The following is an 18,565-nucleotide window of genomic DNA, read 5'->3' on the forward strand; positions in this document are numbered from 1 at the left end:
TCGTTCGGCATCCGTATCGATCACATTTCAACGACACATTCACAACAATCAGGCGGGCCGCGCGACGCAAGCCGCGAGCCCGCCATACCGGTAGAGAGACACATCATGTCACCATATATCGCGGAGTTCATCGGCACGGCTCTCCTCGTGCTGCTCGGCAACGGCGCCGTTGCGAACGTGCTGCTCGCGAAGACCAAAGGCAAAGGCGCGGACCTCATCGTCATCGTGATGGGTTGGGCGATGGCGGTATTCGTCGCGGTCTACGTGACCGCGTCGTTCTCCGGCGCGCACCTGAATCCGATCGTCACGATCAGCCTCGCGCTCGCGGGCAAGTTCGCCTGGGCGAAGGTGGGCGGCTATATCGCGTCGCAGATGCTGGGCGGCATGGCGGGTGCGTTCCTCGTGTGGCTCGCGTATCGCCAGCACTTCGCGAAGGAGGCCGATCCCGATCTGAAGCTCGCCGTGTTCTGCACGGCGCCCGCGATCCGCAGCGTCACGCACAACGTGCTGACGGAGGCGATCTGCACGTTCGTGCTGATCCTCGGCGTGCTGTATCTCGCGTCGCCGCAAGTCGGCCTCGGCGCGCTCGACGCGCTGCCCGTCGGCCTGCTCGTGCTCGGCATCGGCATCTCGCTCGGCGGCCCGACGGGCTACGCGATGAGCCCCGCGCGCGACCTGTCTCCGCGCATCATGCACGCGCTGCTGCCGATTCCCGGCAAGCGCGACAGCGACTGGCGCTATGCATGGGTGCCGGTGCTCGGGCCGCTCCTCGGCGGCGTGCTCGCGGCGAACCTGTACCTGTATCTGCATACGACGCACTGAACGCCGCGCGGCCGCGCGCCGCGCCGCAACCCTTCCGCCGCAAGTCGGCGGCACCCCGGCCCCCTCGCTCGGCGACGCGCGAGGGGGTTTTCGTTTCCGGTGCGCGCCGCGCCGAAACGATTCGAAATCGTTTCAAAGACCTCGCCCCGATTTGACATTCAATTTCATTCTTATAAAAAAGAGTTTTATGTCGCCCAATCCGAATATTATGTCGCCAAATCAAATATACAAAATCCATCTGAAGTAAAGTTAATCCTGGCATTTTTATCAGTTGTCAATTTCCCTAATTGAACTGATCCCCCGCCATCAAAATAATCAGCAAACCAATCGATACCAATATTTCCGGCCTGCGCACGTCGATCGATTTGCGCAGGCCGGCGTGAATCGGCCCGGACAAAATCAGTGTCGCATCGATTCCAGTGTTCGCGATGACCCGGTAACCCCTATCCAGAAGGATTGCCATGATCGCAAGACCCGTTGCATCGAATGTGATTTGCCGTCCCCTCGGCTCGCCACGCGAGCCGGCCCTCGCAATCGCGCCGCCCGCCGCGCGCACGCGCGCCGCGTCCCGGCGCGCCAGCCTGCCACCATCCTGATCCCGTCGATTTCGCCTGGCTTCGCCGTGCTGTTCGCGTGAACGCGAACGGCTGACCGTGTTGCGGCACGGCGAATCGGCCGCCGGTTTCATTCAAGGCCCGCTTCGATACGCGGGAAGGCGGCGCTCGTCCTCAATGATTCAACTCACGCGCCGCACAAGCCTGACATTCGGAAAATCGTCAAAGGAGGCCATTAGTCACCTCGACTCACTCAATCACGCGATATCGCGCCCATCCATTCCTGTTTCCACGCCATTCATTTGCGAGCAAAAACCATGTCCACCATCGATACGAGCGAATTCCGGAAAACCGTCTTCAGCCCCTCCTTCTGGGAGGACAAGATGGGCTACGCCCGCGGCAAGCGGGTCGGCAATCACGTATACATCGCGGGCTGCGTCGCGTCGGACGGCAGCGCCGCCGTGATCGGCAACGACGCGTACGAGCAGACCGCGTTCATCATCGACAAGATCGAAAAGTACCTGAACGAGCTCGGCGCCGAACTGAGCGACGTCGTCAGCACGGTCACGCACCTGACGGGCTTCGAGCACTTCGACGACTACTGCCGCGCGTTCAGCGAGCGCTTTCGCGACATCCGCCCGGTCAACACGACGGTCGCGGTGAAGTCGCTCGTCGAGCCCCGGCATTACGTCGAGATCACCGCGACGGCGATCGTCGGCGACTGACTTTCCGATACGAGGCAGCCATGAGCCACGCAACCGTCTACCCGAGCGGCGCACTCAAGGGCGCCGCGACGCTTCCCGCTTCGAAGCCGCACGTTCAGCGCGCGCTGCTGCTCGCGCTCCTGAACGGCAGAACGACGCGGATCGAGAACGTATCGTGGTGCGCGGAGACCGAGTTGCAATTCGCCGCGCTGCGACAGTTCGGCCTCACCGTCGTCGAGCGCGGCGACACGTCGCTCACGCTGCGCGGCGTCGGCGGCGACGTCGAGGCGAGCGGCACGATCGACGCGGCCGGCTCCGGCATGCTCTTCAGGATGAGCGCGGCGCTCGCCTCGCTGTCGGACAGGCCCGTCACGATCCGCTGCAACGATTCGCTGTTCAGCCGCGACAGCGTGTTCGACGACAGCTTCTTCTCGCATCTCGGCATCGACGCACGCCGCCAAGCGGGCAATCTCGTCACGATCTCGCGCCAACCGCATCCGGAGCGCCTTGCGCTCACGACGCGCAAAAGCACGCAGTTCATCTCGTTCGCGCTGTTCGTCGCGCCGTTCTCGGCCGAGCGGACGCTGCGCGTCGCCGATGACGGCAGCCAGGCCGGCTACATCGACATGACGATCAAGGCGATGTCGCTGCTGCACGGCACCGTGGTTCGCGCGCCGGGCAGGCTGGTAGCCGGCGAGTATCGCGCCGACGACATCGTCATCGGCATCCCGACCGATTTCACGTCGCTCAGCTATCTCGCGTCCGCCGCGCTGAGCGTCGGCGCGCCGAGCGCGATCGACATCGCGAATTACCGGCCGGGCGATACGCTCAACGAAGAGGCGCTGTTCGACGTCTATCGCGCACTCGGCATCCGGCTCACCCGCGACGACGTCCGCCATACGCTGCGGATCGAATGCGAGCGGGACCGCGCCGCGCGGCGCGCGCCGCGCGAGCTGTCGCTGCACGAGCTGCCGTCTGCCGCGACGAACATCATCGCGGCCGCATCGAATCTCGGCGATTCGATCCGCTTCGGCGGCGTCGACGGCATCAACAACCACAAGTGCCAGCGCGCGTTCGTGATCAACGAGAACCTTCGCGCGATGGGCGGACGCAGCGCGCTCGTGTTCAACGACGTCGGCCGCTTCGACAAGATCGACGTGATGAGCGACGGCCCGCTGCAAGGCGGCGCCGAGCTGCCGAGCTATCGCGATCACCGGATCTGCGCGGCGAACATCGTCGCGGCGCTCGGCGCGCGGCGCAAATCGGTCGTCCGCGACACCGACAAGCTCGACGACGGATTTCCCCGATTCATCGACACCCTGAGGACGTTGGGCGCCGAAATCGCCTAGCCGGCCGGCCCCTCGCCCATTCACGATTACGGAGTAGCCATGACCACCAGCGATCGTCTCCAGCCGTCGTTCGTCGAAGTGAAGAACACTTCGACGCTGAGCGGCACCATCGACCTTCCCGCGTCGAAGAGCTCGTCGACGCGCGCGCTCCTGACCGCGGCGCTCACGCCCGGCATCAGCACGATCCGCAACGTCGCGACGGGCTTCAACTCGAACGCGATGAAGCACAACTGCGAGCGGCTCGGCGCGTCGTTCTCGAGCGAGGGCGACACGACGGTCGTCAAGGGCGTCGACGTGGTGCACGTCGATCGCAAGATCGTCTTCGATCCGGGCAACTCCGGCGTCGTGCTGCGCCTGCTGATGGGCGTCGCGGGCTACCTGCCGGACACCGAGTTCGTCACGCAATACCGCTATTCGCTCGGCGTGCGCTCGCAGGCGGAGATGGTCGCCGCGCTGCGCCGGCTGAACGTCGAATGCGAAGCGGTCGGCCCCGAGGCCCGGCTGCCGATCAGCATCCGCTCGACGCGCGAGCTCGGCAGGCATACCGAAGTGTCGTGCAAGAAGAGCTCGCAGTTCCTGAGCGGCCTGCTCTATCTCGGCGCGATCGGCGAGCGCGATCTCGAGATCGACGTGGTCGATCACATCACCGCGCCGTCGATGGTGCACACGACGATCAACAATCTCGCGCACGCGGGCGTCGCCGTCGAGTACGACGCGCCCTTTCGCCGCTTCTTCGTGCCGGGCCGCCACCGCTTCGAGCCGTCCGAATTCACGGTCGGCGCGGACCCGGCGAGCACGGCCGCGATCCTCGCGCTGTGCGGCTCGCTCGCGTCGGACGTCACGCTCAACGGCTTCTTCGAGGAAGAGCTCGGCAGCGGCGCGGTGATCCGCTATCTGACCGACACCGGCACGCTGATCGACGAGCTGCCCGGCAACCGGATCCGCATCCGCGGCGGCGCGTCGATCCGCGCGCAGGACTTCGACGGCTCGCTCGCGCCGGACGCGGTGCCCGCGCTCGCCGGCCGCGCTGCATTCGCTGACGGCACGAGCACGTTCTACAACATCGAGCACATCCGCTACAAGGAATCGGACCGCATCTCGGATTTCCGCCGCGAGCTCGACAAGCTCGGCGTGCGCTCCGAGGAGAAGCTCGATCAGTTGATCATCCACGGCAATCCGCGCGGCTACCGCGGCGGCGCGGTCGTCGACGGCCACTACGACCACGGGCTCATCATGGCGCTCACGACGATCGGCCTGCACTGCGAGCATCCGGTGCTGATCAAGGAGCCGCATCACGTCGGACAGACGTATCCCGACTACTTCGCCGACATCGGCTCGATCGGCGCGAACGTCGACGAGCTGATCTATCCGAACGTCGCCGCGGCGCGCGCGTGAGCGCCGGCCGCGCCATCGAATCCACTCACGAGAGAGAAAAGACATGTGCGGAATTGGGGCAATTTTCAGCACGCAGCGCGCGGCGGTCGACGGCATCGAGCGTTCGCTGACCGCGTTGATGTCGAAGATCGCGCACCGCGGAGACGCGTCGCGCTTCAACGAGAATCTGATTCGCGAACGCTTCGGACTGGCGACGAACCGCCTCGCGATCGTCGAGCGCGACCATGCACGCCAGCCGGTGTCCGATCACGAGCGCGACCTGCACGTCGTGCTCAACGGGCAAATCTACAACTACAAGGAACTGCGCGACGAGCTCGCCGCGCGCGGCCACCGCTTCAGCCACGCGGGCGACGCCGAAGTGCTGCTGCGCGCGTACCTCGAGTACGGCCCGTCGTTCGCGACGAAGCTCGACGGCATGTTCAGCTTCGTGCTGTTCGACAACCTGAACGGTAGATTCCTGATCGGGCGCGACCACGTCGGCATCAAGCCGCTCTATTACGCGCAGCGCGACGGCGTCTGGCACGTCGCGTCGGAGCTCAAGGCGCTCACGCACGTGAACGCGCGGATCGAAACGCTCGCGCCCGGCACGCTGTTCGACGGCCAGGAAACGATCAGGTACGTGTCGTACGACAACAGCCATCCGGTGAGCCGCGACAGCTTCGACGAAGCGAAGGCGCGCGTGCGCGCGCTGCTTGAGAATTCGGTGCGGCGCCGCGTCGACACGGACCTGCCGATCTGCGTGATGTTCAGCGGCGGCATCGACAGCGCGATCGTGCTGCAGCTCGCGCATCGCCATCATCCGGACGTGACCGCGATCTCGTTCGGCCTGCCCGGCTCGAACGACATCGAGATCGCGCACCGCTACTGCGCCGAGCACGGCATTCGCCACGTGATCTACACGTTCACGAAGCAGGACCTGCTCGAGAACATCGACGACGCGGTCTATTACGGCGAATTCTTCGAGAAGATCGACGCAATCGATTCGACGATCGCGCATTTCGGCTACTACATCGCGAACAAGCTCGGCTTCAAGGTGGCGCTCTGCGGCGAGGGCAGCGACGAGATCTTCGGCGGCTACGATCTCTTCAAGACCCACGCGCAGCCCGGCGCGCTGTCGCTCTATCGGCTCAACAACCTGCACCGGACCGATCTGCAGCGCGTCGATCGCGCGAGCATGCGCAACACGGTCGAGGCGCGGGTGCCGTTCATGGACGCCGAGCTGATCGATTACGTGCTGAGCCTCGACTTTTCCTACAAGCTGCACCGCGGCGTCGAGAAGCACATCCTGCGCGAGGCGTTCCGCGACGTGCTGCCGGACTACATCATCGATCGCCCGAAAATCCGGATGCCAGACGGCAGCGGCGTGAAGAACGTCATCATCGATCACATCGACAGTCTCGGCGACGCCCCGCCCACCGACGCGGCGAGACGGCTCGGCGAAATCGGGCTGTCCGACCGCTCGGCGCTCTTCTTCGCGCAGAAGTATCTGGACTGTAACTTCCCGTTTCCGACGCAGCGGTTCAAGCAGGCCGGCAAGGATTTTTCGGAATCCGGATATTTCAACTTCATCTCGTGACGCACGGGCGCGGCGAACCGCGCGCCGCCCGCGTCGCGGCGGCGGCCGCGCCGTCGCGCCCGCCCGGGGAATGCCCATGAAGACCTTTCTGTTCGTCGAAGCCCGCCCGATCGAATGCGCGGGCATCGGCTACATCCGTTCGCTCGGCTACGCGCCCGTGCTGTTCACGTCGATGCACGCGAGGAACAAGGTGCTGTTCGACGACCTCGATCTGAATCTCTTCGACGCGGTCCATCACGTCGACACGCGCGACGCCGGCGCGATGCGCGAGCGCATCGACGCGTTGCGGCTGCCGGTGGGCGCCGTGCTCGGCTGCTACGACGACGTGATGATTCCGGCGTCGGAGCTCGCCGACGTGCTCGGTCTGCCGCATCCGTCGCTGGCCGGGCTGCGCAACGCATACGGCAAGGCGCGCGTGCGCGACAAGCTGCGAGAGCACGGCTACCGGCAGCCGGGATACCAGGTGCTGTCGGCCGACCGCTTCGCGCCGCGCCCCGACATCGGCTTTCCATGCGTGCTCAAGCCGCTGCGCGACGCGGGCGCTTACGGCGTCAGCCTGTGCACGAACGAGGCCGACTATCGCGCCGCCGTCGAGCGCTTCCGCTCGGGCGAGGGCGTGTCGATGCTCGGCACCCGGCACCGCGAGTTCCTCGCCGAAGCCTTCGTCGAAGGGCCCTTCTACGGCGCGGAGCTGCTGCACAACGGCGGCCGCTGGCACGTGCTCGGGATCAACCGGATCTTCGTGTCGCCGCACGACAGCCTGTGCATGACGGGCATCTCGCATCCGTCCGATCTGCCCGCCGTCGACAAAGAAGCGATCGCGGACGAGATCGTCGACTGGGTGAACCTGCTCGGCCTCGCGGGCGGCGCGCTGAACGTCGAATTCATCCTCGCGGAAGCCGGGCCGGTGCTCGTCGAGATCAACCTGCGGATCGCGGGCGCGCGCGCCGTCAGGCAGATCGCGCTGACGACGGGTATCGACATGGTCGGGCATCTGATAGATTTCGTCTGCGGAATCGATCGGCCCGTCGCGCCGCGAGAGCCCGCTCGCTACGACTTCGTCGCGGACGCGTTCGTGTTCGCGCCGGCGGCGGGCGTCGTGCGCGACGTGACGTTCGCGCCGGGCAATGCGCATTACGTCGCGAGCGGCTTCCGGAAGCTGCCGCTCGAATCGACGTGCGCATCTAGGAATTTCGGCTCGGTGATCGGCTACGTGCTCGCGCACGGCCGAACCTGCGACGAAGCGATGCGCCACGCGCGCGCGCTCGCCGACGCCGTGCGCGTCGAGCTCGGCTGAGCCGCGCGACGCGCAAGCGCCGGCACGACGATGGAAGATGGAAAGACACACGATAGACAGACGAGGGAACGACATGGCGATTCTGATGGGCTTGCTGTCGGCACTATGCTGGGGCAGCACCGATTTTCTCGCGGGACACGCGGCGCGACGCGTCGGCGTCACGAAGTCGCTGTTCTACAGCCAGTCGTTCGGGTTCCTGATCCTCACCGCGTCGCTCGCGCTGCATCCGTCTTCGCTGCGCATCGCGACGATCGACGCGGGCTTCGGCGTCGGCATCCTCGCGGCCGTCTGCAACCTGATCGCGATGGCCGCGCTGCTCAGGGCGCTCGCGATCGGCAAGGCGTCGGTCGTCGCGCCGATCGTGTCGCTGTACGGCGCGGTGACGACGATCCTGTCGCTCGCGACCGGCCAGTCGATCACGCAATTCGCGATCGCGGGCCTCGCGCTCTGCATCGTCGGCGCGAGCCTCGCGAGCATCTCGAAGTCGGCGGACGGCAAGACGGAATCGCCCGCGTCGATCGGCTTCGCGCTGCTGTCGGCCGCGATGTTCGGGCTCGGCTTCTGGCTGCAGGGCGCGTTCGCGGTCAAGAGCCTGGGCGTCGTCAGCGCGCTGTGGATCTATTACCTGACGGCCGTCGTGATCCTGTTCGCGGCGCTCGCCCGCGCGCGCAACCTGTCCGCGCCGCCCGGCTCGATCGTCCTGCTGATCCTGTCGATCAGCGTGTTCAGCCTCGTCGGCTTCTTCTCGCTCGCATACGGCTCGACGACGGGACACGTCGCGATCGTCACCGTATTGAGCTCGCTCGCGAGCGGCGTCACGGCGCTGCTCGGCTTCTTCGTGCGCGGCGAGCGGCCGAGCGCGCTGCAATGGGTGGGCATCGCGACGATCATCGCCGGCGTCGTGATGCTGAAGATCACGCCGCAAGCGCTCGCGGCGGGCGTAGCGGCGTAGCGGCGGCGCGCGCGAACGAGCGCGCCGCACCGCACGCCGCGCGGCCCCTGCCCCCGCCGCCTTCGACAAACCGCGCCCGCCGCCGGCAAAGCACGTATCATGGCGCTTCGTCGCCTCACCCTTTTTGTTGTCCCTATGCTCGACCACCTCATTTGCGACTGCGACGGCGTGCTCGTCGACAGCGAAGTGATCGCCGATCGCGTGCTGTTCGACACGCTGTCGGCCACGTTCCCCGCGATCGATTTCGCGGCCGACGCGAAAGCCGCGTTCGGCCAGCAGACATCGCGCTTCCTCGCGGGTCTCGAAGCGCGCCACGGCATCGCGATGCCGGCGGATTTCCTCGATACGATCGAGCACAACATCGAGATCGGACTCGCGCAATGGCTCGCGCCGATCGCGGGCGTGCGCGACGCGCTGACAAGAATCGCGCTGCCCGCCGCCGTCGTGTCGAACAGCCGGCTCGAACGCGTGCGCAACTCGCTCAAGCGCGCGGCGCTCACCGACGTGTTCGGCGAGCGCGTGTTCAGCGCCGAGCAGGTCGCGCGGCCGAAGCCCTATCCGGACGTGTATCTGCACGCGGCGCGCACGCTCGGCGTCGAGCCGGCGCGCTGCGTCGTCGTCGAGGACAGCGTATCGGGGCTGAACGCGGCGCGCGCGGCCGGCATGAAGACGATCGCGTTCGTCGGCGCGAGCCACATCCCCGGCGGCTATGAGGATGCGCTGCGCAAGATGGGCGTCACACGGATCATGCGCTCGATGGACGAGCTGCCCGCGCTCGTCGAGGCGGGCGTGCGCGGCGAATTCGGCGACGCGCAGTCGTAGCCGGGCGGAGCCGCTTCGCGTGCGGCGCGGCTCGCGCGCCGCACGCGGATCGCGTATCGCCCGCCGAACCGGAGCCGATCAGGCAACATCCTCGCAGCACGCGTCGCGTTCCCGCTCGCGCAACGACGCGAGCCGTTCGCGAAACTCGACGAGCTCGGCGATCGTCAGCATCGGCAGCCCGTGTTGCGCGGCGAACCGCTCGACATCCGCGCCGCGCGTCATCGTGCCGTCCGGATTCATCAGCTCGCACAGCACGCCGGCGGGCTTCAGCCCGGCGAGGATCGCGAGATCGACGGTGCCCTCGGTGTGGCCGCGCCGCGCGAGCACGCCGCCCGGCGCCGCGCGCAGCGGAAACACGTGGCCGGGGCGCACGATGTCGTGCGGCTTTGCATCGTCGGCGATCGCCGCGCGGATCGTCGTCACGCGATCGGCGGCCGACACCCCCGTCGTCACGCCGGCGCGCGCCTCGATCGACACCGTGAACGCGGTGCCGTTCTTGCTCTCGTTCAATTGCGCCATCGGCGGCAGCTCGAGCGCGCGCACCTTTTCGTCCGTCAGGCACAGGCAGACGATGCCGCTGCACTCGCGGATCAAAAGCGCCATCGTCTCGTCGGTGAGCCGCTCGGCGGCGACGATCAGATCGGCTTCGTTCTCGCGGTCGTGATCGTCCTGCAGCACGACCGCGCGCCCTTCGCGCAGCGCGGCGAGCGCGGCGGCAATGCGCGGCGGCGCCGGTTCGGCATCGAGCAACGGGAAATCGGAGAAAGCGTCGGCGGGCGCCGACTTCGAAGGCAACGGAAACGACATGATGTGAAACGCTCCTCGCGGAAAAGATTGGGGCGAAAAACGTTTCAGGGCTCAGCAAACAGACAGCGCGACGCCGCTTCCGCACCGCGCGCATGACATCGCGCGCGCCGCGGACGAGGCTGGGCGCACATGACTATCTGCACATCTTCTTTCATCCGGACTATGACCGTCGGCTCTGGCATCGCACCAGATCTGCTGACCCCGCGCATCGCGCGGGCGCTCGCGGGCTCGCCGGCAACATGCCGGCCTACCGCCGGTGGGGAATTTCGCCCCGCCCTGAAGACGCACTGATTGCCGGACGAACCGGCCGGTGAAGCATACAACAGCTACGGATTCTCCGCAGCGGGAACCCGACAAGGCCCTACTGACGAATCCGTCTAAACCGCGCCGCGCGCAGGCGCGCTGCGAATCGCGACATCACGTCACGCCGGCACGTGCCAGCGCGGCGGCACTTCGGCGTTCACCGTCACGCGGAACGCGCGCGCCTCGGTGTCGCCCGGGTTGCGCAGCGCGTACGGCTGATCGGCGTCGAAGACGATCGCGTCGCCCGTCGCGAGCAACTGGCGGCGATCGTGGATGCTGACTTCGAGCGTGCCTTCGCTGACGACGAGATTCACGCTGGTGCCGGGCGCGCGCGGCGCGCCGGGCTCGGTGTGCAGGGGCGCGATCCGCAGCTCGTGGAACTCGGCGACTGCGGGCTCGCCTTCCGGATACAGCGCGCGCGCGGAGAAGCGCCCGTTCGAGCTGACGACGCGCACCGCGCGCTCGGCGCTCAAATGCTCGAAGCCGTTGACCGCATGGCGGCGCAGGAACGCGGCGACCGACACCTTCAGCGCGGCCGCGACCTTGCAGAGCACCTTGATCGACGGCACGCTGCGCGCCGATTCGATCTGCGCGAGCATCGCGCGGGACACGCCGGAGAGCCGCGCGAGCGCGTCGAGCGACAATTGGCGTTCCGCGCGCAGCCGCGCGAGATTCACGCCGACGAGCCGCTCGAGCGCATCGAACGACGCGTGCGACGCATCGGCGTCGGCCGCCGCAGCGGCATCCGGTGAAGACACATCGCGCACAAGCGCCAACGGTGAATGCATGACGTCGCCTCCAGGGCCCGAGCGGGCCCAGCGGTTTCAGGTGAGGCAAAGACTAACATCCGCTACGGGGCCATCAAACAAAGTTATCTTCACACTGTTATCAGGATCGCAGAGGACTGCGTTTTGCAATGCGTCATTGCGCCGTTGCAGCCGCACCCGATGAGACGCGCGTATCGAGCCGCGCGGCGAGCACCGTGACCGCGAGCGCGGCGAGCGTGACGACGGCCGCCACCCAAGGCAGCGCGTCGAGCGGCACCCCGTGCGAAAGCGCGACGCCGCCCAGCCATGCGCCGCCCGCATTGCCGACGTTGAACGCGCCGATGTTCAGCGTCGACGCGAGATTCGGCGCGTGCGCGGCCTTCTCGACGACACGAGACTGTAACGGAGGAACCGTCGCAAAAGCAGCGCCTCCCCAGACGAACACGGTGACGGCGGCCGCGGCGGGCAGATGGCTCGTCTTCGCGAACACCGCCATCACGGCGATCAGGGCGACGAGAATCGCGATCAGCGACGGCATCAGGGCGCGATCCGCGAGCCGGCCGCCGATCATGTTGCCGACCGTGAGCCCGGCGCCGAACAGCACGAGCACGAGCGACACCGCGTGCGGCGAGAAGCCCGTCACGTCCTCGAGGATCGGCGCGATGTAAGTGAACACGACGAACACGCCGCCGAAGCCGAGCACCGTCATCGCGAGCGCGAGCCACACCTGCGGCTCCTTGAGCACGCGCAGCTCGCGGCCGAGCGCCGCGCCCGCCGCGTCGCGCTGCTTCGGCACGAGCGCGGCAATGCCGGCGAGCGCCGCGACGCCGAGCGCCGCGACGATCCAGAACGTCGCCCGCCAGCCGAGCGTCTGACCGACGAAGGTGCCGAACGGCACGCCGAGCACGTTCGCGAGCGTGAGCCCCGTGAACATCAGCGCGATCGCGCTCGCGCGCCTGTCGACGCTCACGAGCGATGCGGCGACGACCGCGCCGATGCCGAAGAACGAGCCATGCGCGAACGACGTGACGACGCGCGCGATCATCAGCATCCCGTAGCTCTGCGCGAGCGCGCACAGCACGTTGCCGGCGATGAAGATCGCCATCAGCAGTTGCAGTGCGGCCTTGCGCGGCATCCGGCTCGTCAGCACGGCGAGGAGCGGCGCGCCCGCGGCGACGCCGAGCGCATAGCCGCTCACGAGGAGGCCGGCGGACGGCAGCGTGACCGCGAGGTCGCGCGCGACGTCGGGCAACAGGCCCATGATGACGAATTCGGTGGTGCCGATGGCGAACGCGCTGATCGCGAGCGCGAGTAACGGTAAAGGCATGAGACGCTCCGGTGCGGGACGGACGCGGCGCGACCCATGCCGCACCGCATCAAAAAATCTGACGAGCGCGCATTGTCCCGAATCCGAAGATTTTTGATAATTGGCGTAGCATTTGAATCATTTTCAAAAATTATCTGGAAATAGCATGGATCAACTGGGCGACATCCGCTTGTTCGTCGAGGCGGCGGAGCTCGGCAGCCTGTCGGCCGCCGGGCGCAAGCTGAACCTGACGCCCGCCGCAGCGAGCGCGCGGCTCGCGAAGCTGGAGGCGCAAGTGTCGACGCGCCTGTTCGAGCGCTCGACGCGGCGGCTGCGGCTCACCGACGAGGGCCGCCTATACCTGAACTGCTGCCGGCAAGCGCTGCGGGCGCTCGACGACGCGGACGCGATGCTGCAGGAAGGGCGCAACGTCGTGAGCGGCAAGGTGCGGCTGTCGTCGACGGCGGATTTCGGGCGCAATCAACTGCTCGACTGGCTCGACGAATTCAACGCGCGCTATCCGGACGTGACGTTTTCGGTGACGGCATCGGATTCGTCGTCGAATCTGTGGCAAGACGAGATCGATCTCGCGATCCGCTTCGCCGCGCCGCCCGACGGCGCGCTGATCGCGCGGCGGCTCGCGGCGAACCGGCGCGTGCTGTGCGCGTCGCCCGCGTTCGTCGACAAGTACGGCTCGCCGAAGGAGCCGCTCGATCTGGCCCGCTTTCCATGCAACGTGATCACGGTCGCGTCGGGACCGATCAACGTGTGGCGCTTCACGCGCGGCGACGACACGCAGACCTACACGGTGCCGCTCGCAACCGCGCACGAGACGAACGACGGCGGCCTCACGCGCGAATGGACGATCCGCGGTTACGGAATCGCGCTGGAATCGATCTGGGACATCGCGCGCGACGTCCGCGCGGGCCGGCTCAAGGTGCTGCTGCCCGAGTGGCGGCACCACGACGCGCCGCTGCACGCGATCTATCACAGCAAGCGTTACATGGCGCCGCGCGTGCGGGTGCTGCTCGATTTTCTCGTCGAGCGCTTCGCGCGGGAGGAAAAGGCGCTCGAGGATCTATTGAACGCGTGCCGGTGACGCCGGGCCAGCCTGCCCCGCCCGGCGGGGCCTGAAAAGCTATAATGGAAAGCTTTCCCGGCGGCATCTTCCCGTACGCATCGCGCGGCTGGCGGCGCGCTGATCCGTCCCCCTGATTCATTTTGAACGACGCCCCCAGGTCAACCACTGCGAACGGCGAATCCTCATGACCAAGAAAGTTTACGTAAAGACCTTCGGCTGCCAGATGAACGAGTACGACTCCGACAAGATGGTCGACGTGCTCAATGCGGCCGAAGGGCTGGAGAAGACCGACACCCCGGAAGACGCGGACATCATCCTGTTCAATACCTGCTCGGTGCGCGAAAAGGCGCAGGAGAAGGTGTTCTCCGATCTCGGCCGCGTGCGCGAGCTGAAGGAGGCGAAGCCGGATCTGCTGATCGGCGTGGGCGGCTGCGTCGCGAGCCAGGAAGGCGCGTCGATCGTCGCGCGCGCGCCGTACGTCGACCTCGTGTTCGGCCCGCAGACGCTGCACCGCCTGCCGCAGATGATCGACGCGCGCCGCGAAAGCGGCCGCGCGCAGGTCGACATCACGTTCCCGGAGATCGAGAAGTTCGATCACCTGCCGCCCGCGCGCGTCGAGGGCCCGAGCGCGTTCGTGTCGATCATGGAAGGCTGCTCGAAGTACTGCAGCTACTGCGTCGTGCCGTACACGCGCGGCGACGAAGTCTCGCGCCCGCTCGACGACGTGCTGACCGAGATCGCCGGCCTCGCCGATCAGGGCGTGCGCGAAGTCACGCTGCTCGGCCAGAACGTGAACGCCTACCGTGGAAAATTCGGTGGCGCGCTGCCGGCGGGCGCGCACGACGTCGCCGATTTCGCGACGCTGATCGAATACGTCGCCGACATCCCCGGCATCGAGCGGATCCGCTACACGACGTCGCACCCGAAGGAATTCACGCAGCGCCTGCTCGACGTCTACGCGAAGGTGCCGAAGCTCGTCGACCATCTGCACCTGCCCGTCCAGCACGGCTCGGATCGCATCCTGATGGCGATGAAGCGCGGCTACACGGTGCTCGAATACAAATCGTTGATTCGCAAGCTGCGCGCGATCCGCCCGAACCTGTCGCTGTCGACGGACATCATCGTCGGCTTCCCCGGCGAGACCGAGGCCGACTTCGACAAGACGATGGCGCTCGTGCACGAGATGAGCTACGACACGAGCTTCTCGTTCATCTACAGCCCGCGCCCCGGCACGCCGGCCGCGAGCCTCGCCGACGACACACCGCGCGGGGTCAAGCTCGAACGCCTGCAACATCTGCAGGCGACGATCGAGGAGAACGTCGCGCGCATCAGCCAGTCGATGGTCGGCAGGGTCGAGCGGATCCTCGTCGAGGGGCCGTCGCGCAAGGACCCGAACGAGCTCGCGGGCCGCACCGAGAACAACCGGGTCGTGAATTTCCCCGCGCCGCTCGCGGCGCACTCGCGCCTGATCGGCCAGATGATCGACGTGAAGATCAATCACGCGTATCCGCACTCGCTGCGCGGCGAGCTCGTGCTCGCGCACGACGGCGCGAGCGCCGCCACGCACTGACGCTACAGGAACCCGACGCCACTTTGAAAACTGCTCAAGCACTGGAATTCACCGCGCCGCGCGACGACAACGCGCGCCTCGCGAATCTCTGCGGCCCGCTCGACGAAAATCTGCGGCAGATCGAACAGGCGCTCGACGTGACGCTCTCGCGGCGCGGCCACCGGATCGCGATTCGCGGCCGCGGCGCGAGAACCGCGCTCGTGGCGCTCGAGAACTTCTACAACCGCGCGCGCGATCCGCTGTCGGTCGACGACATCCAGCTCGCGCTCGTCGAGGCCCGCCATCCGGGCAATCCGCGGCGCAGAGGCAACGGCGAAGGCGAAGGCGAAGGCGAAACCGAAGCGCTCGACGTGCGCTTTCGCGGCGATCCGGACCATCCGTTCGACGAGCCCGTCGTGCACATCGGCGAAGCGCCGCACGCCGACGAAGCGGCGCCGAAGCTCTACACGCGCCGCGCCGATCTGCGCGGGCGCACGCCCGCGCAGCGCGAGTATCTGAAGCAGATCCTGTCGCACGACGTCACGTTCGGCGTCGGGCCGGCGGGCACCGGCAAGACGTATCTCGCGGTCGCGTGCGCGGTCGACGCGCTCGAGCGCGACCAGGTCAAGCGCATCGTGCTGACGCGCCCGGCCGTCGAGGCGGGCGAGCGGCTCGGCTTCCTGCCGGGCGACCTCGCGCAGAAGGTCGATCCGTACCTGCGGCCGCTCTATGATGCGCTGTACGACCTGCTCGGCTTCGACAAGACCGCGAAGATGTTCGAGCGCCAGATGATCGAGATCGCGCCGCTCGCGTACATGCGCGGCCGCACGCTGAACCACGCGTTCATCATCCTCGACGAGGCGCAGAACACGACGCCCGAGCAGATGAAGATGTTCCTCACGCGGATCGGCTTCGGCTCGAAGGCGGTCGTCACGGGCGACACGAGCCAGGTCGACTTGCCGCGCGGGCACAAGAGCGGGCTCGTCGAGGCGCAGCAGGTGCTCTCCGGCGTGCGCGGCATCGCGCTCACGCGCTTCACAAGCGCGGACGTGGTCCGGCATCCGCTCGTCGCGCGGATCGTCGAGGCTTACGACGAGTTCCACGCGCAGCACAAGGACGAATAAGCGGGGCGGAGACGGGCGAGCCGGTCCGGTGGGCGGCCGACGCGGTCGGCAGACGGCCGCGGTCGCGCGACGCGCTCGGCGAGCCGCGCGCTCCATGCACCGTGTCCGCTTTGCGCCGTTCGTTCAGGCGCTTGATCATCGGGGCACGGGCCCATTTGGGCCCATTGGGCCCATTGGGCCCATTGGGCCGATAGGGCCGATGGGTCACTTTGATCGCCGGGATGTCCGATCGATCGTTCGCCGTTCGCATTGCAACAGCATCGATCAGAACCGCGCAGCCGTGGGTGATCATCGGATTCCGAGCCACACGGCGCCATGCTTGCCGATCCCGCGTCGTTCCTTCGACAACCGCGCGCCGGCCGGCGCCGCGCCCGGGCGATGCTCTCCAGCCGGGCGAGGCGCACGCGCGACGCATATCGGCGAACCGTCGACCGCGCATCGGCCATTCGCGTCGCAAAATGCCTGCCGCCACACCGCCCGCAGCGCCACCCGCCGGCATTCCGAACGGCCCCGCGCCGGTCGCTCGCCGGCCTGCGGCGATCGGCGAAACGCCCTCCGGACGCTCGTCCGTTTGGTGTATCCTCAACCGCGTTCAAACCGACGTCAGCGTGATGAAATCGTCCCGTTCCTCCAAGTCCGTACGCGCCGAAGCGGCGCAACCCGAGTGTCCCCGCCTGTCGCTGTTCGATGCGAAGGGCAAAGTCAGGACGGTCGAAGCGCAGGCGCTGCGCGTCGATTTCGCCGACGGCCGCAGCCTGACGTTCGACCTGTCCGGCAGTTCGGGCGACGCGGCCGTCGCGATCGTCGCGCAGCACGCGGACCCGTCGCGGCGCGCGACGATCGCGCTGCGCCCCGAGCACTACGATAGCGTGACGGTCGAAGCCGGCGCCGACGAGAACCCCGGCTTCGCGCACGACGAGGCGGGCGACATGGGCGAGGCGGGCGAAGACGCGCCGGACCGCGAGCCCGAGCTCGATCTCGCGGTTCAGTACGGCGACGAGATCGGCGACGCGCAGCGCAAGCCGCTGCCCAAGCGCAAGGTGATCGCCGAATGGCTCGAACCCGCGATCTTCTCCGACGCTCAGTTCACCGTGCGCTTCGTCGGCGCCGACGAGGGGCGCGCGCTCAACCACAGCTATCGGCACAAGGACTACGCGACGAACGTGCTGACCTTCGCGTACGGCGAGGAGCCGGACGGCGTCACGGTCGCGGATCTCGTGCTGTGCTGCCCCATCGTCGAAAAGGAAGCGCGAGAGCAGGGCAAGACGCTCGTCGCGCATTACGCGCATCTGCTCGTGCACGGCGCGCTGCACGCGCAGGGCTACGACCACGAGCGCGGCGAAGAAGACGCGGCCGAGATGGAAGCGCTCGAAATCGACATCCTCGCGAAGCTCGGCTTCCCGAATCCGTACCGCTGATTGGCGCCGCGCTGACCGCTCCGCCGCCGTGAACCGCTCCGCCTCCACCCGCTGCCCCTATCCTCCGTCGCTCGGCGAGGCGCGCCACCTGAGCGACGACGAGCTCGCGGCATCGCTCGACGCGACGCTCGCCGGCTGGGATCGCACGAGCGACCTGTGGCTGTTCGGCTATGGCTCGCTGATCTGGAACCCGGGGATGCCGGCCGTCGAGGCGCTGCGCGCGAAGGTCCACGGCTACCACCGCGGGCTCTACCTGTGGTCGCGCGTGAACCGCGGCACGCCCGAGCAGCCTGGGCTCGTGCTCGCGCTCGACCGCGGCGGCTCGTGCACGGGGCTCGCGTTCCGGCTCGCCGGCGGCACCGCGGTGGCGCACCTCGAAGCGCTCTGGCGGCGCGAGATGGCGATGGGCTCGTACCGGCCTGCATGGCTGCCGTGCGCGCTCGCGGGCGGCGAGCGGGTCCGCGCGCTCGCGTTCGTGATGCGGCGCGACGTGCCGACCTACACCGGCAAGCTGACCGACGACGTCGTGAGAGCCGTGTTCGGCTGCGCGAGCGGCCGCTACGGCACGACGCTCGACTACGTGAGCCGCACCGTCGATGCGCTGCGCGACAGCGGAATGCCCGACCGCGCGCTCGAAGCGCTGCTCGCGCGCTGCCGGTAGATGCCGGTAGCCGCCGGAGGCTGAAGCGTTCGAAGCCATCGGCCGTCGGCGAACGCGAACGCGGACGGCCAGTGCGAC

The 18,565-nt window shown here is 67.5% G+C and carries 17 protein-coding genes and 1 riboswitch; of the genes, 13 read left to right on the forward strand and 4 right to left on the reverse strand.

All coding sequences use genetic code 11. The features are described from left to right. Positions 1 to 105: 105 nt before the first annotated feature. Positions 106 to 822 carry an MIP/aquaporin family protein gene (locus AQ610_RS15550; RefSeq protein ID WP_006024617.1) on the forward strand — a complete coding sequence of 239 codons (717 nt, stop codon included), beginning with the start codon at positions 106 to 108 and terminating at the stop codon, positions 820 to 822. 283 nt (positions 823 to 1,105) lie between these two features. On the opposite strand, the gene AQ610_RS33790 is transcribed toward AQ610_RS15550, so the two are convergent. Beyond that, entirely contained in the window at positions 1,106 to 1,510 is a 405-nt protein-coding gene (locus AQ610_RS33790; RefSeq protein WP_231748929.1) for a hypothetical protein, read from the reverse strand. A gap of 183 nt (positions 1,511 to 1,693) precedes the next feature. Between AQ610_RS33790 and AQ610_RS15560 the strand changes: the two genes are divergently transcribed. The 7 genes from AQ610_RS15560 to AQ610_RS15590 all read left to right on the forward strand — a co-directional run bounded on the left by AQ610_RS15560 (position 1,694) and on the right by AQ610_RS15590 (position 9,471). Beyond that, positions 1,694 to 2,101: a RidA family protein gene (locus AQ610_RS15560; protein ID WP_006024614.1), complete on the forward strand. Its 408-nt coding sequence runs from the start codon at positions 1,694 to 1,696 to the stop codon at positions 2,099 to 2,101. A gap of 20 nt (positions 2,102 to 2,121) precedes the next feature. Continuing rightward, a complete protein-coding gene (locus AQ610_RS15565; protein ID WP_006024613.1) occupies positions 2,122 to 3,429 on the forward strand; it encodes a carboxyvinyltransferase in 1,308 nt (435 codons plus the stop codon). Positions 3,430 to 3,468: 39 nt separating this feature from the next. Then, the gene (aroA, locus tag AQ610_RS15570) at positions 3,469 to 4,824 is read left to right on the forward strand and encodes a 3-phosphoshikimate 1-carboxyvinyltransferase (RefSeq protein ID WP_006024612.1); all 1,356 of its coding nucleotides are present in this window, start codon (positions 3,469 to 3,471) and stop codon (positions 4,822 to 4,824) included. Positions 4,825 to 4,867: 43 nt separating this feature from the next. Beyond that, positions 4,868 to 6,400: an asparagine synthase (glutamine-hydrolyzing) gene (asnB, locus tag AQ610_RS15575; protein ID WP_006024611.1), complete on the forward strand. Its 1,533-nt coding sequence runs from the start codon at positions 4,868 to 4,870 to the stop codon at positions 6,398 to 6,400. A gap of 76 nt (positions 6,401 to 6,476) precedes the next feature. Next, positions 6,477 to 7,697 (forward strand): ATP-grasp domain-containing protein, encoded by a 1,221-nt coding sequence (locus tag AQ610_RS15580; RefSeq protein WP_006024610.1) that lies wholly within the window; start codon positions 6,477 to 6,479, stop codon positions 7,695 to 7,697. A 73-nt stretch (positions 7,698 to 7,770) separates the two neighbouring features. After that, positions 7,771 to 8,649: a DMT family transporter gene (locus tag AQ610_RS15585; protein WP_009911293.1), complete on the forward strand. Its 879-nt coding sequence runs from the start codon at positions 7,771 to 7,773 to the stop codon at positions 8,647 to 8,649. Positions 8,650 to 8,784: 135 nt separating this feature from the next. Next, entirely contained in the window at positions 8,785 to 9,471 is a 687-nt protein-coding gene (locus tag AQ610_RS15590) for an HAD family hydrolase (protein ID WP_006024608.1), read from the forward strand. Between the two features lie 78 nt (positions 9,472 to 9,549). On the opposite strand, the gene ribB is transcribed toward AQ610_RS15590, so the two are convergent. The 3 genes from ribB to AQ610_RS15605 form a co-directional block, all read right to left on the reverse strand. Further along, positions 9,550 to 10,278 carry a 3,4-dihydroxy-2-butanone-4-phosphate synthase gene (ribB, locus tag AQ610_RS15595; RefSeq protein WP_006024607.1) on the reverse strand — a complete coding sequence of 243 codons (729 nt, stop codon included), beginning with the start codon at positions 10,276 to 10,278 and terminating at the stop codon, positions 9,550 to 9,552. Positions 10,279 to 10,417: 139 nt separating this feature from the next. After that, positions 10,418 to 10,566, reverse strand: a riboswitch (FMN riboswitch). Positions 10,567 to 10,700: 134 nt separating this feature from the next. Next, on the reverse strand, positions 10,701 to 11,369 hold the full coding sequence (locus tag AQ610_RS15600) for a helix-turn-helix domain-containing protein (protein ID WP_009911291.1): 669 nt from the start codon (positions 11,367 to 11,369) through the stop codon (positions 10,701 to 10,703). 133 nt (positions 11,370 to 11,502) lie between these two features. Beyond that, the gene (locus tag AQ610_RS15605) at positions 11,503 to 12,675 is read right to left on the reverse strand and encodes an MFS transporter (RefSeq protein WP_015601882.1); all 1,173 of its coding nucleotides are present in this window, start codon (positions 12,673 to 12,675) and stop codon (positions 11,503 to 11,505) included. 145 nt (positions 12,676 to 12,820) lie between these two features. On the opposite strand from AQ610_RS15605, the gene AQ610_RS15610 reads away from it, so the two are divergent. The 5 genes from AQ610_RS15610 (at position 12,821) to AQ610_RS15630 (ending at position 18,487) form a co-directional block, all read left to right on the forward strand. Next, entirely contained in the window at positions 12,821 to 13,753 is a 933-nt protein-coding gene (locus AQ610_RS15610; RefSeq protein ID WP_009911288.1) for a LysR family transcriptional regulator, read from the forward strand. Between the two features lie 166 nt (positions 13,754 to 13,919). Continuing rightward, positions 13,920 to 15,305 carry a tRNA (N6-isopentenyl adenosine(37)-C2)-methylthiotransferase MiaB gene (gene miaB, locus AQ610_RS15615; RefSeq protein ID WP_006024603.1) on the forward strand — a complete coding sequence of 462 codons (1,386 nt, stop codon included), beginning with the start codon at positions 13,920 to 13,922 and terminating at the stop codon, positions 15,303 to 15,305. A 23-nt stretch (positions 15,306 to 15,328) separates the two neighbouring features. After that, on the forward strand, positions 15,329 to 16,408 hold the full coding sequence (locus tag AQ610_RS15620) for a PhoH family protein (protein WP_006024602.1): 1,080 nt from the start codon (positions 15,329 to 15,331) through the stop codon (positions 16,406 to 16,408). 611 nt (positions 16,409 to 17,019) lie between these two features. After that, positions 17,020 to 17,826 carry an rRNA maturation RNase YbeY gene (gene ybeY / locus AQ610_RS15625; RefSeq protein ID WP_009911285.1) on the forward strand — a complete coding sequence of 269 codons (807 nt, stop codon included), beginning with the start codon at positions 17,020 to 17,022 and terminating at the stop codon, positions 17,824 to 17,826. Positions 17,827 to 17,854: 28 nt separating this feature from the next. Beyond that, complete coding sequence (locus AQ610_RS15630; RefSeq protein ID WP_006024600.1) at positions 17,855 to 18,487, forward strand: gamma-glutamylcyclotransferase; 633 nt, start codon at positions 17,855 to 17,857, stop codon at positions 18,485 to 18,487. The last annotated feature ends 78 nt before the right edge of the window (positions 18,488 to 18,565 follow it).

It is taken from the genome of Burkholderia humptydooensis (assembly GCF_001513745.1).
Lineage (GTDB): Bacteria > Pseudomonadota > Gammaproteobacteria > Burkholderiales > Burkholderiaceae > Burkholderia > Burkholderia humptydooensis.

What these genes read in the sequence shown, in the direction of transcription:
- AQ610_RS15550 (WP_006024617.1), top strand. Translation starts at nt 106, where the DNA reads ATGTCACCATATATCGCGGAGTTCATCGGCACGGCTCTCCTCGTGCTG.
- AQ610_RS33790 (WP_231748929.1), bottom strand. Translation starts at nt 1,510, where the DNA reads ATGAAACCGGCGGCCGATTCGCCGTGCCGCAACACGGTCAGCCGTTCG.
- AQ610_RS15560 (WP_006024614.1), top strand. Translation starts at nt 1,694, where the DNA reads ATGTCCACCATCGATACGAGCGAATTCCGGAAAACCGTCTTCAGCCCC.
- AQ610_RS15565 (WP_006024613.1), top strand. Translation starts at nt 2,122, where the DNA reads ATGAGCCACGCAACCGTCTACCCGAGCGGCGCACTCAAGGGCGCCGCG.
- aroA (WP_006024612.1), top strand. Translation starts at nt 3,469, where the DNA reads ATGACCACCAGCGATCGTCTCCAGCCGTCGTTCGTCGAAGTGAAGAAC.
- asnB (WP_006024611.1), top strand. Translation starts at nt 4,868, where the DNA reads ATGTGCGGAATTGGGGCAATTTTCAGCACGCAGCGCGCGGCGGTCGAC.
- AQ610_RS15580 (WP_006024610.1), top strand. Translation starts at nt 6,477, where the DNA reads ATGAAGACCTTTCTGTTCGTCGAAGCCCGCCCGATCGAATGCGCGGGC.
- AQ610_RS15585 (WP_009911293.1), top strand. Translation starts at nt 7,771, where the DNA reads ATGGCGATTCTGATGGGCTTGCTGTCGGCACTATGCTGGGGCAGCACC.
- AQ610_RS15590 (WP_006024608.1), top strand. Translation starts at nt 8,785, where the DNA reads ATGCTCGACCACCTCATTTGCGACTGCGACGGCGTGCTCGTCGACAGC.
- ribB (WP_006024607.1), bottom strand. Translation starts at nt 10,278, where the DNA reads ATGTCGTTTCCGTTGCCTTCGAAGTCGGCGCCCGCCGACGCTTTCTCC.
- AQ610_RS15600 (WP_009911291.1), bottom strand. Translation starts at nt 11,369, where the DNA reads ATGCATTCACCGTTGGCGCTTGTGCGCGATGTGTCTTCACCGGATGCC.
- AQ610_RS15605 (WP_015601882.1), bottom strand. Translation starts at nt 12,675, where the DNA reads ATGCCTTTACCGTTACTCGCGCTCGCGATCAGCGCGTTCGCCATCGGC.
- AQ610_RS15610 (WP_009911288.1), top strand. Translation starts at nt 12,821, where the DNA reads ATGGATCAACTGGGCGACATCCGCTTGTTCGTCGAGGCGGCGGAGCTC.
- miaB (WP_006024603.1), top strand. Translation starts at nt 13,920, where the DNA reads ATGACCAAGAAAGTTTACGTAAAGACCTTCGGCTGCCAGATGAACGAG.
- ybeY (WP_009911285.1), top strand. Translation starts at nt 17,020, where the DNA reads ATGAAATCGTCCCGTTCCTCCAAGTCCGTACGCGCCGAAGCGGCGCAA.